The 15,104-nt window shown below is 61.7% G+C and carries 14 protein-coding genes; 2 read left to right on the top strand and 12 right to left on the bottom strand.

The window, feature by feature from the left end:
• Positions 1-239: 239 nt before the first annotated feature.
• From B5G03_RS13750 to B5G03_RS13695, 12 genes are all read right to left on the bottom strand, one after another.
• The gene (locus B5G03_RS13750; RefSeq protein WP_087182257.1) at positions 240-899 is read right to left on the bottom strand and encodes a thiamine diphosphokinase; all 660 of its coding nucleotides are present in this window, start codon (positions 897-899) and stop codon (positions 240-242) included.
• Between the two features lies 1 nt (position 900).
• Positions 901-1,776 carry a ribosome small subunit-dependent GTPase A gene (gene rsgA, locus B5G03_RS13745; RefSeq protein ID WP_087182256.1) on the bottom strand — a complete coding sequence of 292 codons (876 nt, stop codon included), beginning with the start codon at positions 1,774-1,776 and terminating at the stop codon, positions 901-903.
• A gap of 100 nt (positions 1,777-1,876) precedes the next feature.
• Positions 1,877-3,826, bottom strand: coding sequence for a Stk1 family PASTA domain-containing Ser/Thr kinase (gene pknB / locus B5G03_RS13740; RefSeq protein WP_087182255.1), 1,950 nt, complete (start codon positions 3,824-3,826; stop codon positions 1,877-1,879).
• Between the two features lies 1 nt (position 3,827).
• Positions 3,828-4,568, bottom strand: a complete 741-nt coding sequence (locus B5G03_RS13735; protein WP_087182254.1) for a Stp1/IreP family PP2C-type Ser/Thr phosphatase — start codon at positions 4,566-4,568, stop codon at positions 3,828-3,830.
• Positions 4,565-5,605 carry a dual-specificity RNA methyltransferase RlmN gene (gene rlmN, locus B5G03_RS13730; RefSeq protein WP_087182253.1) on the bottom strand — a complete coding sequence of 347 codons (1,041 nt, stop codon included), beginning with the start codon at positions 5,603-5,605 and terminating at the stop codon, positions 4,565-4,567. Before rlmN ends, B5G03_RS13735 begins: the two co-directional genes overlap by 4 nt.
• Positions 5,606-5,608: 3 nt before the next feature.
• Positions 5,609-6,913, bottom strand: coding sequence for a 16S rRNA (cytosine(967)-C(5))-methyltransferase RsmB (gene rsmB / locus B5G03_RS13725; RefSeq protein WP_087182252.1), 1,305 nt, complete (start codon positions 6,911-6,913; stop codon positions 5,609-5,611).
• A gap of 24 nt (positions 6,914-6,937) precedes the next feature.
• Positions 6,938-7,852, bottom strand: coding sequence for a methionyl-tRNA formyltransferase (fmt, locus tag B5G03_RS13720; RefSeq protein ID WP_087182251.1), 915 nt, complete (start codon positions 7,850-7,852; stop codon positions 6,938-6,940).
• Entirely contained in the window at positions 7,852-8,382 is a 531-nt protein-coding gene (def, locus tag B5G03_RS13715) for a peptide deformylase (protein WP_058965140.1), read from the bottom strand. The genes fmt and def overlap by 1 nt, the downstream gene beginning before the upstream one ends.
• A 72-nt stretch (positions 8,383-8,454) precedes the next feature.
• A complete protein-coding gene (gene priA / locus B5G03_RS13710) occupies positions 8,455-10,707 on the bottom strand; it encodes a replication restart helicase PriA (protein WP_087182250.1) in 2,253 nt (750 codons plus the stop codon).
• Between the two features lie 34 nt (positions 10,708-10,741).
• Positions 10,742-11,314 (bottom strand): guanylate kinase, encoded by a 573-nt coding sequence (gene gmk / locus B5G03_RS13705; RefSeq protein ID WP_087182249.1) that lies wholly within the window; start codon positions 11,312-11,314, stop codon positions 10,742-10,744.
• Complete coding sequence (gene remA / locus B5G03_RS13700; protein ID WP_087182248.1) at positions 11,307-11,585, bottom strand: extracellular matrix/biofilm regulator RemA; 279 nt, start codon at positions 11,583-11,585, stop codon at positions 11,307-11,309. Before remA ends, gmk begins: the two co-directional genes overlap by 8 nt.
• Positions 11,586-11,597: 12 nt before the next feature.
• Positions 11,598-12,476, bottom strand: a complete 879-nt coding sequence (locus B5G03_RS13695) for a YicC/YloC family endoribonuclease (RefSeq protein WP_087182247.1) — start codon at positions 12,474-12,476, stop codon at positions 11,598-11,600.
• A 230-nt stretch (positions 12,477-12,706) separates the two neighbouring features.
• Between B5G03_RS13695 and B5G03_RS13690 the strand changes: the two genes are divergently transcribed.
• A complete protein-coding gene (locus tag B5G03_RS13690; RefSeq protein WP_162613417.1) occupies positions 12,707-13,477 on the top strand; it encodes a heparan-alpha-glucosaminide N-acetyltransferase domain-containing protein in 771 nt (256 codons plus the stop codon).
• A 224-nt stretch (positions 13,478-13,701) separates the two neighbouring features.
• Positions 13,702-15,099, top strand: coding sequence for a [FeFe] hydrogenase, group A (locus tag B5G03_RS13685; RefSeq protein WP_242962463.1), 1,398 nt, complete (start codon positions 13,702-13,704; stop codon positions 15,097-15,099).
• Positions 15,100-15,104: the final 5 nt, after the last annotated feature.

Raw genomic sequence — 15,104 nt, 5'->3', positions numbered from 1 at the left:
CGCGCGGTGGGCAAGCCATACCCCTTTTTTGCAGGCAAAGGGCCCGCCGCCTGGTTTTTTCAGGCAGCGGGCCCTTTGCTTTGAGTCGGACTCAGTTTTCCTTCTTGATCTTAAACAGCGCCCGCAGAACTCCTGCCAGGCATTTGGGGCTTTTGACCACGATCACTTGCATTGCCGCTTCCCTCCCTTGTGGCTGATGGTTTTGCTTCAGTATATCCATCCGCCCCGGGATTTGTGCATCAGCGGTCCAGTTGGTGGTCCTTTTTGGTGCGGATCACCAGCAAAGCGCCCGTTCGCACCGTGATGGTTGCGCCGCCGGGCAGGGTCTCATTACTTACCCCCAGCGGAAAATCCACTGTGGTGAGGGTGGCGTCCTCCAGGGTGTATTTTGCACCCCGCTCACACACTCCCTCGGCTCTGCCCTCCAGCGGCAGCACCGAAAAGTATTCCTCCGGCTCGTAGGGCAGCTCCATGGTCTCGCCGGGCATCAGATAGCAAAGCAGACTGTCCTCGTCGGCCAGTGTTACCTGTACGCCCTGCTTTGCCAGCCACAGGCCGGTGCCGATGTTGGCCAGCGTGTGCTCCAGCCGGTGGCCGCCCAGCGCCCCCAGCATGAGCACCTGGGAAAAGCCCTTTTCCACTGCCAGCTTGGCGGCATAGTGGGTATCTGTATCGTCCTTGACCCGGGGCAGCACCACAGCACCGGTCCCCTCCGGCTCGGGTGCGCTGTCGAAATCTCCCAGAATCACATCCGGTTCCCGTTCCAGTAGCTGCCGGGTACTCCGGTAGCCTCCATCACAGGCGATCAGATAGTCGCCGGGCCGCAGCAGCTTTTTCATGGAGGCTGCCAGCGGCGCGGCCGACACGATCACGCATCTTGTTTCTTTTCTCTCAGCCATCTCAGCGCAGCTCCCAGTCCTTGATATCCTTCACTTCGTCGTACATGGCGGCGTAGCTGTCGTAACGGCTCTGGCTGATCTTGCCCTCCTTGAGGGCTTCCAGCACCGCGCATCCCTTCTCTGCCCGGTGGGCGCAGCCGGTGAACTTGCACTCATGCACATAGGGCGCAAATTCCGGGAAGGCGTATTGCAGGTTTTCCTTGGGGATGTAACAGGCCTTGCCGGTGTCCAGGCTGGCGAAGCCCGGGGTGTCGGCCACGTAGCCGCCGAAGGCCTCGAAGATTTCCACCTCGCGGGTGGTGTGGCGGCCGCGGCCCAGCTTCTGGCTGATGGAGCCGGTCTGCTGGGCAAGGTCGGGCAGCAGGGCATTGAGCAGGGTGCTCTTGCCCACGCCGGAGTTGCCGCAGAAGGCACAGAGCTTGCCCTGGATCATGCTCTTGATCTCGTCCAATCCGCCGCCGGTGGCGTGATCCACGATCACCACCGGCAAGGTGGACAGCGCATAGGCCCCGGTCAGCTTTTCGGTGCTGGCCAAATCGCCCTTGGTGAACACCAACACCGGCTGCACCTCCTTGTCCACCGCGATGGCGGTGAGTTTATCCAGCACCAGGGTGCTGGGCACCGGCTGGGTGGTGCTGGCCACGATGAACAGCACATCCAGATTGGCAATGGGCGGCCGTACAAACACATTGCGGCGGGGTGCGATCTCGGCAATCACATTGCCGCCGTTCTCCACCTCCACCGTGACCCGGTCACCCGCCACCGGGGTGATGCCCCGCTTGCGGAAGATGCCCTTTGCCTTGCATTCCAGCAGCTCGTCGCCGCACTGCACATAGTAAAAACCGCCGATCCCTTTTTTGATGTATCCTTCCGGCATAGTGAATTCCTTTCCCAGTTTTGCTTTTCCTTATTGGAAAGAGCCGGGCCGCTGATACCACGGCCCGGCCCCATTGCTTCACGAGCAGCGTGCCGCAGGATCAATCGTCCTGCTGTTCCTGCTTGTTGCTGTCTTCTTTATTCGAGTTTCCCTTATCCGAATCGCCCTTACTAGAGTCGTCCTCGCCCGGGGTCACCACCACCGGCGGCTGGGTCGCGGTCGGGGTGGGGCTGGGCGTGGGTTCCGGAGTGGGCTCCGGAGTGGGTTCAGGAGTCGGTTCCGGCGTAGGCTCCGGTCCCAGCGACACGGTGTAGCCCACCGTGGTGTTGATGCGGACCAGGCTGCCCGCTTCATAGGTCTGGCCAATCACGCGGCCCGCCTCGTACTCGCTGCTGTAAGCCTCGGTACGGGTACCGGTGCGCAGATTGCTGGCGGTCAGCGCCTTCTGGGCGTCCGCCTCGGTCAGACCAAGCAGCTGGGGCACCGAGCGTTCCAGGTCCACCTTCTTCTGGCTCACATACATGGTCACGGTGGAACCGCTGGCCACCTGCTCACCGTTGGCGGGATCGGTGCGGATTACGCTGCCCTCCGGCACGGTGTCGTCCGCCTCATTGACCCGGCGTACCTGCAGGCCCTCGTTCTTCAAAGCTTCTTCCGCTTCGGATGCAGTCCAGCCGTTTACCGACGGGATGTTCACATACAGCGTGCCGATGCTCACCTTCAGGGTGACCTTCTGGCCCTCCTTCACGGTACGGGGACCGCGGGGAGACTGGCTGATGATGATGCCTTCTTCGGTCTCGCTGCTGTTCACCATTTCAGCGGTCAGGCTGAGCTTGTCGTTGTACTGGGCTTTTACTTCCTCCCAGTTCATACCGGTGAAGTCGGGCAGCTCCACGTCCTCCTTGCTGCTGAACAGGGGGTTGGTGGAGTTCGCGAAGATCATGAAGCACAGGATGGCGGAGCCCAGAGCGAAGGCTGTGGCCATACCCGCCAGCACCGGCAGCAGGCCGATGCGCTTTTTCTTCTTTTTCCGGCTTTGGGTACCCGTGGTGCGGCTCTGACCGCTGCGGGAAGTCTGCTGGCTGCCGGTGCGTGTGGAACGCTGACCGGTGCGCCGCGGATCGTTCTGGCCGGAGCCGGATCTGCTTTGTTTAACCACCTTGTCAATATACCTCGACGGCGAATCCTCAGTTAAATACTCATACTCAAACCGGATGCTGGGGTTGCGCTTGAATTCCTCAATGTCCTCCAGCATGGCGCGGGCGCTGGGATATCGCCGGTTCGGGTCCTTCGCCATGGCCCGGGCGGTGATGTCCTGCAGTGCCTGGGGCACATCCGGTGCGATCTGCCCCAGAGGGACAGCCTTGTCTGAAATCTGCTTGATGGCCACCGAGACCGCGTCATCCGATTCAAAGGGCAGCTTGCCGGACAGCATCTCGTACAGCATGATGCCCACGGAATAGATGTCTGCCTTTGCGTCAGTCACGTCGCCCTTGGCCTGCTCGGGGCTGATGTAATGCACCGAACCGATGGCCTTATTGCTTACCATCTGGCTCTCGGCGCGGGAGAAACGGGCGATGCCGAAGTCCATGATCTTGACCTTGCCGTCGGCCAGCAGCATGATGTTCTGGGGCTTGATGTCCCGGTGGACCACGCCCTTCCGGTGGGCATGGTCCAATGCATCCAGAATCTGCTCGGTGAAATGCACCACCTCTTTCCAGGTGAGGGGCTCGCCCCGGCGGGTCATGTACTCCTTCAGGGTAATGCCGTCGATGTATTCCATCACGATGTACTGGAGCTTGTCGGTGACCGACACGTCGAACACCTTCACGATGCCCGGATGGTCCAGAATGGAGATGGCCTTGGATTCATTCTTGAACCGGTAGACCAGCTCCGGGTTTTCCAGAAATTCCTCCCGCAGGACCTTTACTGCCACCACACGCTGGTTTTTCAGGTCCACACCTTTATAAACATTGGCCATGCCGCCCACACCCACCAGCTCCTCCAGCAGGTAGCGGCCGTCCAGCTTTTTGCCTATCAGTTGATCCATCTCAGTCCTCCGTTTGCTCTACCTCGATCAGCAGGGCGGTGATGTTGTCCTGCCCGCCTGCCTGGAGCGCCTGCTCCACCAGCCGCCGCGGCACCGTGAAAAACGGGTTGTGCTGGATGATGGCAAGCAGCTGGCCGTCCGGTACCACACCGGAAAGCCCGTCGCTGCACATGAGGATCACGTCGCCGGGCTGAGCAGGCATGCTGGAATAATCCGCCTGCACACCGGGCTCCACGCCCAGCGCCTTGGTGATGAGGTTTTTGTGGGGGTAGTTCTCGGCCTCCTCGGTGGTCAGCCGCCCCGCTTCCACCAGCTCCTGCACCATGGAATGGTCCCGGGTGAGCTGGCTGATCTGCCCATCCCGGCAGAGGTAGGCACGGGAATCGCCCACGTGAGCCACATGCAGGGTATCGTGCCGCACCAGGCAGCACACGGCGGTGGTGCCCATCCCCTTGTTTTCCGGGTGGGCCTGGGCCTCATTGTAAATGGCCCGGTTGGCCTGAGTGACACAGTGCATCAGGAAGGCCCGTTCCTGGCCCTTGGGCAGGTTTTTCAGGCCGCTTTCAAAGCAGGACTCCATGGTGTCGGTGGCGATCTGTGCCGCCAGCTGACCCGCTGCCGCGCCGCCCATACCGTCACACACAACGGCCCAGACGGTGTCGTCTGGCAGGCGGGCGGCCCGGTAATTGTCCTGATTTTCATTGCGGCAGCTGCCGATATCGGTTTTGCCGGCCAGTTTCATGGCTGTTCCTCCTTTGCTGCCTCCCGCCGCAGCTGGCCGCAGGCGGCGCTGATGTCGCTGCCCAGGCGGCGGCGCACGGTGGCGTTCACCCCTAAATCGGTGAGCATATTCTGGAAGCGCTTCACGTTCTCCGCGTCGGTGGCAGAGTAGGGGCTGCCGTCCACCGGGTTGATGGGGATCAGGTTCACATGGGCCCCCATGCCCCGGATGAGCTTTGCCAGCTCCTTGGCGGTGGCAGGGCTGTCGTTCACGCCCCGCACCATGGAATATTCAAAGCTGATGCGCCGGCCGGTGACCTTCTGGTAGCGGCGGCAGGCGGCGATGAGCTCCTCCACCGGATATGCGTCGTTCACCGGCATCATCTGGCTGCGCATAGCGTTGTTGGGCGCATGCAGCGAGATGGACAGGGTGAGCTGCAGCTTCTTTTCCGCCAGCTTGTCGATCTGGGGCACAATGCCGCAGGTGGACAGGCTGATGTTCCGCATGCCGATGTTCACGCCCTCAGGGCTGGAAATGATGGTGAGAAAATCCATCACATTGTCGAAGTTGTCCAGCGGTTCGCCAATGCCCATGAGCACGATGTGGGAAATGCGCTCGCCGATGTCTTTCTGGGCGGCGTAGATTTCCGCCGCGATCTCTCCGGCTTCCAGGTTGCGCACCCGGCCCGCCTGGGTAGAGGCGCAGAACCGGCAGCCCATGCGGCAGCCCACCTGGGTGGACACGCACACGGTGTTACCATAATTATAGCGCATTACCACCGTCTCGATGCAGTTGCCGTCTGCCAGGCGGAAAAGATATTTCACCGTGCCGTCCTTGGACTGCTGCCGCCGCTGGATGACGGGAGCCGCGATGTAGTACTCCTCTTCCAGCTTCGCCAGCAGCGCCTTGGGCTGGTCGGTCATGGCCGAAAACTCGGTGACCAGCTTCTGGTGCAGCCAGTGAAAGATCTGCTTTGCCCGGAAGGCGGGCTGGCCCATGGCTTTCAGCTGTTCGGCCAGCTGCTCAAGGGTATAGGATGAAATACAGGTTTTCTGCATGGTTCACAACTTCTCCATAATGGCAATGAAAAATCCGTCCGGCCCGGCCTTGCCCGGCAAAAGGGTCAGCATGCCGTTCTCCACTCGTGCACCTTCAGGCACGAAGGGGGGCGGCACCAGCCGGAAACCAGCGTTTTGTTCCAGGAAGGCCTGCACGATGTTCTGGTTCTCCCGCGGGTCGATGGTGCAGGTGGAATACACGATGCGGCCGCCCTGTTTCACATAACGAGCGGCGGTGGCCAGAATCTTCGCCTGCAGCTCGTGCAGCTGCTCCACACCCTCCATAGTTTTGTAGCGGATGTCCGGCTTTTTGGCGATGATGCCAAGGCCGGAGCAGGGCACGTCGCATAAGACCCGATCCGCCCCGGCAAACTCTTCCCGGTAGACCGAGGCGTCGTTGTGCAGCACCTTCACATTGGTCAGGCCCGCACGGGCGGCGGCCTTTTCGATCAGCGGCAGGCGACTTTCCACCGCGTCACAACTGATGAGGGTGCCGGTGTTCTCCATGTCCTCGCCGATGGTCAGGGTCTTGCCACCCGGCGCGGCGCACAGGTCCAGCACCTTTTCTCCGGGTCTTGCCTGCAGACTATAAGCCGCCAACTGGGAGGCCTGACCCTGCACATGGTAAAGCCCTTTCTGAAAGGCCTCGGTGGCCGCCGGGCTGCCGGTGAACTTGGCCAGCAGGGTGTTCCCCAGCCAGCCGGGCTCCACCTCCACGCCTTCCGCTTCCAGCAGTTTGGTCAGCTGAGCGGGCGTAGTTTTCAGCGGGTTGCACCGCAGGGCCACCCGAGGTGCTTCAAAGAATGCCTGCAAAATCTGCTCGCATTCTTCGGGATAATTTTTTTGCAGCAGTTTGACCACCGGCAGGCCCACAGAATACTGGATGCTCAGCCGCTCGGCCTCGGTTTTGAAAGAAGCCGCGGTCGGGTCCTGGGTCACGGCCTTGCGCAGCACCGCATTCACAAGACCGGCGGCGCTGGATTTTTTCAGCGCACGGCACAGGCTCACCGACTCGTTCACCGCCACCGCGCGGGGCACCTGCATGTAGCGGGCCTGATACAGACCGCTGCGCAGGATGGCCCGCACCTGGGGGTCCAGCTTGGTCAGCGGACGGCTCAGGCAGTTCGCCAGCGCCCAGTCCAGGGTGAGCAGCCGCTCGGTGACGCCGTAAAACAGGGCGCTCACGAAGGCCCGGTCCCGGCCGGCCAGGTCCTGATGCTCCAGGACTGCGTTCAATACCAGATTGGCAAAGCCGCTCTCCTCCTGGCGGACCAGTGCCTGAACCGCGATGCGGCGGGCTTTATCCATAAACGTGTTCCTCCAATGGTGAAATTACAGCCGGTCGCCTGCTTTCAGGCGGCGGCCCGCCGCCCAGGCGGAGCCCGCCATGGGCTTGGAGCCCTCCGGCACCACCTCATCCAGCTCCAGCGCGCCCTCGGCGCAGGCGATGGTGAGGGGTTTGATGCTCAGCACAGTGCCGGGCGCGCCGCTTCCGGCGGCCACATGGCTTTTGCGCACCTTGATCTTTTTGCCTTCCTGCTCAAAGTAGGCCACCGGCCAGGGGTTCATGCCCCGCACCAGGTCGTGCAGCTTCTGAGCGGGCTGGTCAAAGGCAAAGCGGGCCATCTCCTTGGTCAGGGGCGGGGCCAGCGTGGCCTTGCTGTGGTCCTGCGGGGTGCGCACGGCAGTGCCCTCGGCGATGGAGGCAATGGTCTCCACCAGTGTTTTGGCACCCTGGGCGGTAATCCGCTCGAACAGCTCGCCGCTGGTTTCCTCGGGGCCGATGGTCACCGGGGCGACGTTCAGGATATCGCCAGTGTCCAGGCCCTCGTCCAGATACATAATGGAAACGCCGGTCTCCTTGTCGCCGTTGATCACCGACCACTGCACCGGTGCGGCGCCCCGGTACTTGGGCAGCAGCGAAACGTGCAGGTTGATGCAGCCCTTGGGCGGCACGCACAGCACCTCCGGCGGCAGAATGCGGCCATAGGCCACCACCACGATCAGCTCGGGAGCCAGCTCCCGGATCTGCTGCTGCACCTCTTCGGTGCGCAGGGTCTTGGGCTGGTAGACCGGTAGATTATGCTCCAGCGCCAGCTGCTTCACCGGCGGGGCGGTGAGAATCTGCTTGCGGCCCACCGGCTTATCCTCGCGGGTGAACACGCCGCACACCTCATGCTCCGCCTCCAGAACGGCAGCCAGGCTGGCGGCGGCAATGTCCGGCGTGCCCATAAACAGAATGCGCATTATTCCTCGTCCTCTTCGATCTCGTCCGGGTAGTCGTCCTCATAGAAATGGTCGGCCAGGTCCATGATGGTGATGCCGTCCAGATGGTTGGTCTCATGGCAGAAACAGCGGGCCAGCATCTCCTCGGCCTCCATCTCGAAGGTCTCGCCGTGGCGGTCCTGGGCGCGGATCTTCACCTTGCGGGGGCGGCTGATGGCGCCGTTGTGGCCCGGGAAGGACAGGCAGCCCTCGTACAGGGTCACCTCATCCTCGGACTCCTCCAGAATCTCCGGGTTGATGCACTCGATGAACTTGGGCTCGTAGCCCTCGGGCATGGTGCCATCCTCAGGCAGATCGCGCTCATCCAGCGCGATGAACAGGCGGCGCATCACGCCCACCTGGGGGCCGGCCAGGCCCAGACCGCCTGCGTCGATCAGGGTTTCTTTCATGTCGTCCAGCAGAGTCGCCAGACGGTCGTCAAAATTGGTCACCGGGCGGCAGACCTTTTTCAGAATGGGATCGCCGTCCTGCACAATGGTACGCAGAGCCATAGAAGTTTATCCTCCTTAAAATGAGCCGGCGGGAAGGCCGGCGAGATTGGTTGATGAAAGATGCCCGAGAGGTCAGTCGCCGTCGGAATTGAAATCCAGCGTCACCGACGCTTTGGACGGCAGACCCTCGTCGCTGTAAGCCGCCAGCACCTGGCCCAGCACCTGGCGGAAGGCCCGGTCATTGCGGCATTTGATGGTGAGTTTATAGCGGTAACGGTCCTTGACCATGACGATGTTCATGGGTGCGGGACCCAAGATCCGCAGCGGCATGCCCGGATGGGCGCTTGCCTCGGTGCCCAGCAGCCGGGCAAAGCGGGCGGCCGCCTGCATGGTACGGTTTTCGTCCGCGCCGCTGAAGGCAGCGATACAGACGCTGCAGAAGGGCGGGTACAGGCAGATCTTGCGGAACATGATCTCCTGATCGAAAAAGGCCTCGTAGTTCTGAGCGGCCGCCAGATTCAGGGTGGAATTCTCCGGGTCCATGGTCTGGATCAGCGCCCGGCCCGCGGCCCCGGCCCGGCCGGAGCGGCCGATCACCTGGGTCACCAGCGAGAACACGTTCTCCACCGCCCGGAACCCCTGGGAAAAGAGCAGCGAGTCGATGCCCAGCACGCCCACCAGGGTCACCTTTTCAAAATCCAGGCCCTTGGCCACCATCTGGGTGCCCAGCATGATGTCGTATTCGCCCCGAGCGAAGGCGGCCAGCATGTTCTCGTGGGCGTTCTTTTGGCTGGTGGAGTCCTGGTCCATGCGAAGCACCCGAGCATCGGGAAACAGCTCGGCCAGCTCCTCCTCCACCCGCTGGGTGCCGAAGCCGGTGTAACGCACCTTTCCGCCGCATTCCGGGCAGACGGTAGGCACCGGGGAAATCGCCTTGCCGCAATAGTGGCAAAGCAGCTTGTTTTCGGATTTATGATACACCATAGGGACGCTGCAGCTGGAGCATTTGATCACCTGCCCGCAGCCAGAGCACATGCCCACGGTCTTGTACCCCCGCCGGTTGAGCAGCAGAATTGCCTGCTCGCCCCGGGCCAGGGTCTGTCGGATGCGCCCGGCCAGCGCGGCGCTGATGCTGCCGGAGTTTCCGGCAGCCAGCTCGGCGCGCATATCCACCATTTCCACCGCGGGCAGCGGCTGGCCCGCATAGCGCCGGGTGAGTTTATACAGGGTATAACGCCCCTCCAGTGCGGCCTGGTAGCTCTCCACACTGGGAGTGGCCGAGGCAAACAGCACCAGCGCGCCGTGGTCCACAGCCCGGCGCTTGGCCACCTCCCGGGCATCGAAGCGGGGTGCGCTTTCCGACCGGTAGGTGTGCTCCTGCTCCTCGTCCAGCACGATGAGGCCGATGTTTTTCAGCGGCGCAAACACCGCGCTGCGGGTTCCCACCACGATGTCGGCCCCACCGGCCTGGATCATCTGCCATTGCAGAAGCCGTTCGGTGTGGTTGAGGGCCGAGTGCTGCACTGCCACCCGTCCGCCGAAGGTCTGCTTCAGGCGGCGGATCATCTGAGGCGTCAGGCTGATCTCCGGCACCAGTACCAGGGCGGTCTTGCCCCGCTCCAGCGTGCGCTGAATCAGCTTTAAAAACACCAGCGTTTTACCGCTGGCGGTCACCCCGTACAGCAGTGCGGCGCTGGGCTTGCCTTGCTCCATCTGGGCGCAAAGCCCGTCGTACACCTGCTGCTGCTCCTCGCTGAGGAGGATGGGGTCGCTTGTCTGGGGAATGTGGCTGAACAGGTCCAGGACCTTATCCACCTGGCGCTTTTCCAGCACGCCCTTTTCGCACAGGTTATCCAGCACGGCGCGGCTCAGGCCCAGCTGAGCCAATGCGTTTTGGGGCAGAGGGCCGTTTTGCAGCGCCGCCACCGCCGCCTGCTGCTTGGCGGTGGGCTTTGGTTTTTCGGGCAGAGTGCCCACAAGAGAATATTCCGGCTCGGTGTGACGCACCAGCTGCTTTTGCAGTCGGGGGCCATTCTCGGTTTCCACCGGTTTATATTGTGCCCCATAGGGGATGATGGCCTTCACCGCCTCGTACCAGGTGCAGAAGGTGCGCTCCTTCAAAAAGCGCACCAGACCCAGCAGCTCGTCGGTGAGGCGGGCATTTTCCGGCGCTGCGTCGAACAACTCCTTGCAGCGGCCCGCCTCCTCCTGCTGGCCCACAGCCAGCACAACGCCCATGCGGGGCTTGTTTCCCCGGCCAAAGGGCACCAGCACCATGCCCCCCGGAACCACCGGATGGGCCAGTGTGGGGGGCACCAGATAGGTATAGAGCTTGTCAAAATGAAACGTGGCGCCGCTTACTGCCACCTGGACTGTTTGCAGCACCGCGCCGCGCTCCCTTCCGCCCGCCGGGGGCGGGTCACTCTTCTTCCTGCTGATATTTCTGAATCAGGTTATAAATCTCCTCGGCGCACTCGTCCACGGTGTCGTTAACCACGACCTCGTTGTAGTCCACCGCGTATTCCATCTCCTCCACCGCACGGGCAAGGCGCTTTTTGATGGATTCCTCGGTCTCGGTGCCGCGGCCGCGCAGCCGCTCCTCCAGCTCGCCGTAGCTGGGCGGACGGACAAAGATGGTCACCGCATTGGGATAAATCTTCTTGATGTTGCCCGCGCCGATCACCTCGATGACCAGAATCACGGTGATGCCGTTTTCAATGCGCCTGTCCACCTCGGACTTGGGGGTACCGTAGTAGTTTTCGCAGTATTCCGCGTACTCCAGGATCTCGCCCGCCTGAATGCGGCGTTCAAACTCCTCGCGGGTCAGGTAGAAGTAGTTTACCCCTTCCTTTTCGCCGGAGCGCATGGGGCGGGTGGTGGCGGAAACCGAAACCTCGATCTCCGGGTGCAGCTCCATCAGCCGCTTGACCACCGTATCCTTGCCGGAGCCGGAAGGCCCGGAAATCACGATCAGATGGCGTTCCTTATTCATTGTCCAGTTCGTCCTCCATTTCGTCCTCAACGTCGTCGCTGTCGTTCAGGCGGTTGGCCACGGTCTCCGGCTGCACGGCAGACAGGATTACGTGGTCCGAGTCCATGATGATGACCGCGCGGGTGCGGCGGCCGTAGGTTGCGTCGATGAGCGAGCCCTTGTCCCGCGCTTCCTGCACGATGCGCTTGATGGGCGCGGATTCCGGGCTCACAATGGCGATCAGCCGGTTGGCGCTGACCATGTTGCCAAAGCCGATGTTGATCAGTTTCATGCTTGGCTCTCCTTATTCGATGTTCTGGATCTGCTCGCGGATCTTCTCGATCTCGGCCTTGGTATCCACCACGATGCGGGTGATGGCGATGTCCTGGCACTTGGAGCCGATGGTGTTGGTCTCCCGGTTCAGCTCCTGGGTCAAAAAGTCCAGCTTGCGGCCCACCGGGCCGTCGCTTTCCAGAATCTCGCGGTACTGGGCGATGTGGCTGCGCAGGCGCACCGTTTCTTCGTCCACGGCGGTCTTGTCGCCGAAGATCGCAGCCTCGGTGAGGATGCGTGCCTCGTCGATGTTCTGGTCCTGCAGGATGGTCTGCAGACGGGTGTACAGCTTCTGGGTGTAGGCCTGCACCCGCTCGGCGCTGCCCTCCTCCACCTTGCCCACATTGGCCTCGATGGTGGCAAGGCGGCCCAGCACGTCCGCCTTCAGCTTCTCGCCCTCCACGGCCCGCATGGCCACGAAGTTTTCCAGCGCGATGGTGCACACCTGGCTCACATCCTGCCACAGCTGCTCCTCGTCCACATCTGCATGGTGCACACTCAGCACGTCCGGGTAGCGGGCGATGAGCCCGGCGGTGGCGTCGTTCTTCACGCCCAGCTGCTCAGACAGAGCGGCCAGCGCGTCGGCATAGCTCTTGGCCAGCGGCAGATCCACTTCCACCGCCACGTCCTGGCTGCCCACGCTCTGCATCTGCAGGCTCAGCTCCACCTTGCCCCGGCTGATACTCGCACTGAGCAGCTTTTTCAGCTTGTCGTCCAGATAGGCACAGCTGCGAGGGATGCGGGAGGAATACTCAAAATAACGGGAGTTTACGCTTTTGATCTCGACGGTGATGTCCCGTCCGTTCAGGATTGCTTCGCCGCGGCCGTAGCCGGTCATGCTCAAAGCCATTGATAAAGGCACCTCGTTCCCTTAGGATCGTTATTGAAATCGCCGGGGTTTGCCCAGCCTGAAACCGGCTGCGGACACATTTCCCCATTTAAATATACATGCTATTATTCTACTCGGTTTGGCGCTTCATTGCAAGTTTTTTATCGTCCGGCACCCGGCTGCCCTTGTTTTGCCCGCCGCCTTATATTACAATGAATGCGTTGATTTTCCGGCTTTGGGGAGGATTTTTCATGCAGACGAGGGAACGCTGGCATCTGATCGACGGGCTGCGGGGCCTGGCACTGGCCAACATGGTGCTGTATCATCTTTTATTTGATGTATACGTGATCTGGGGCTTTGATCCGCTGTGGCCTGCCCGGTGGCCGGTGCGGGTATGGGAGCGGTGCATCTGCTGCTCCTTCATCTTCATCAGCGGCCTATGCTGGCACTGGGGCAGGCGGCACGCACTGCGCCGGGGCCTTCTGCTCAACGGCTTCGGGCTGCTGATCACCGCCGTGACCTTGATCGCGGTGCCGGATCAAGCGGTGTGGTGCGGGGTGCTCACCTTCCTGGGCTGCGCGACCTTACTCACCATTCCGGTGGATCGGCTGCTGAACGGCCGGTGGACGGCGGCCGGCCTTGCGGTGAATCTTGTACTGCTGGTGGTATTCTGGCCGGTGAACCAGGGCTGGCTGGGCCTTGGCACATGGCGGCTCTGGCAGTTGCCGGACGCACTTTACCGCTCCCGTCTGCTCACGGTGTTGGGTTTCCCCTTCCCGGGCTTTTTCTCCAGCGATTATTTTTCCATTCTGCCCTGGTATTTTCTTTTCCTGGCAGGCTACTTTGCCCGGCCGCTGCTGTTTGCCATCGAGCAGGTGAAGCAGGCCGCCCGGCTGCGGCTGCCGCTGCTTGACTGGCTGGGACGAAAAAGCCTTCCGGTCTATCTGGTGCACCAGCCCTTGTGCATGGCGCTGTGTGTTGCTTTTCTCTCGCCTGCTTCGCCCCTTTGCCTTGTGAATTGAATCCTGCTTTTTCTTTCCGCGGCGCTCTTTTCGAAAAAAGGGCGTCGCTTTTTTGTTTTCCGTTTCGGTTTCAGCCTGCCTGTGGGCGAACCTGCCAAAATATAGATAAACATTTTGGTTGCTTTGTCAGTTGATATTAATGATAACAATTACTATAATTGAGACCCCAACTGTTTTTGGATTTTGGAAGGAAGAATACATACTCTATTGCAGAAGAAAGGAATGTGAGGAAACTGAACCACCTGCCCTTATCCGTCCGCGTCCCCATTGAAGAGGACAATCCCAGCATCCTGCGCCATGAGCAGGCCTGCATCCGGTGCGGCATGTGCAAGGAAGCATGCACCAACCTGATGGGGGTGCATGGCAGCTACACACTGGAGGACACCGGCAACCGAGCCATTTGTATCTACTGCGGCCAGTGCGCCAACGTCTGCCCGGTGGACAGCATTGTGGAGCGGGATGAATGCCCCCAGGTCCGCCAAGCAGCCGCCGACCCCGACCGGGTGCTGGTGGTCAGCACCTCGCCCTCGGTGCGCGCTGCGCTGGGCGAGGAATTCGGCATGGAGCCCGGCGCCTTTGTGGAAGGTAAGATGGTGGCGCTGCTGCGTGCTCTGGGCGCCGACTACGTGCTGGACACCAACTTTGCCGCCGATCTGACCATTGTAGAGGAAGCCAGCGAGCTGATCCGCCGCATCACCGAAAAGGACCGGCCCCTTCCCCAGTTCACCAGCTGCTGCCCCGGCTGGGTCCACTTTGCCGAGATGTACGCCCCCGAGCTGCTGCCCCACCTGTCCACCGTAAAAAGCCCCATCGGCATGCAGGGACCCACGGTGAAAACCTATTTTGCCAAAAAGATGGGGCTGGACCCGGAAAAGATCGTGCATGTGGCCCTCACCCCCTGCACTGCCAAGAAGTTTGAAATTCGCCGCCAGGAGCTGCACGGTGCTGCGGACCATCTGGGCATTCCCGGCCTGCGGGACACCGACCAGGTGATCACCACCCGGGAGCTGGCCCGCTGGGCCAAGGCCGAAGGCGTGGATTGGAACGCACTGGCGGATTCCGCCTACGACTCCCTGATGGGTCAAGCTTCGGGCGCGGGTGTGATTTTCGGCAACACCGGCGGCGTAATGGAAGCCGCCCTGCGCACCGCCTATGCCTACCTGACCGGCGAAAGCGCTCCCCAGAGCCTGCTGAATCTGACCCCGGTTCGCGGTTACGAGGGCGTGCGGGAGGCGCAGGTGGAAATCGGCGATCAGACGCTCCAGGTCGCGGTGGTTTTCGGCACCGCCAACGCACGCGCCTTTTTGCAGCGTATGAAGGAAAGCGGCAAGCAGTACCATTTTGTGGAGGTCATGGCCTGCCCCGGCGGCTGCATCGGCGGCGGCGGTCAGCCTAAAAATGTCATGCGGGACGCGGACGAGACCCGCATGCAGCGCATTGCCGCCCTTTACCGGCGGGACGGCTCCATGAAGCTGCGCACCAGCCATGAGAACCCGGAGATCAAACAGGTCTACGAGGAGTTCTACGGCCAGCCCCTCAGCGAGATGGCCGAGCAGATGCTGCACACCAGCTACCGGGATTGCAGCATCCTGTTGAAGGGCCAGCCTGTTTGTGGCGAATAAGGTTT

This window comes from Gemmiger sp. An50, from assembly GCF_002161595.1.
GTDB lineage: Bacteria > Bacillota > Clostridia > Oscillospirales > Ruminococcaceae > Allofournierella.
This window is presented reverse-complemented; position numbering and strand designations above follow the sequence as displayed.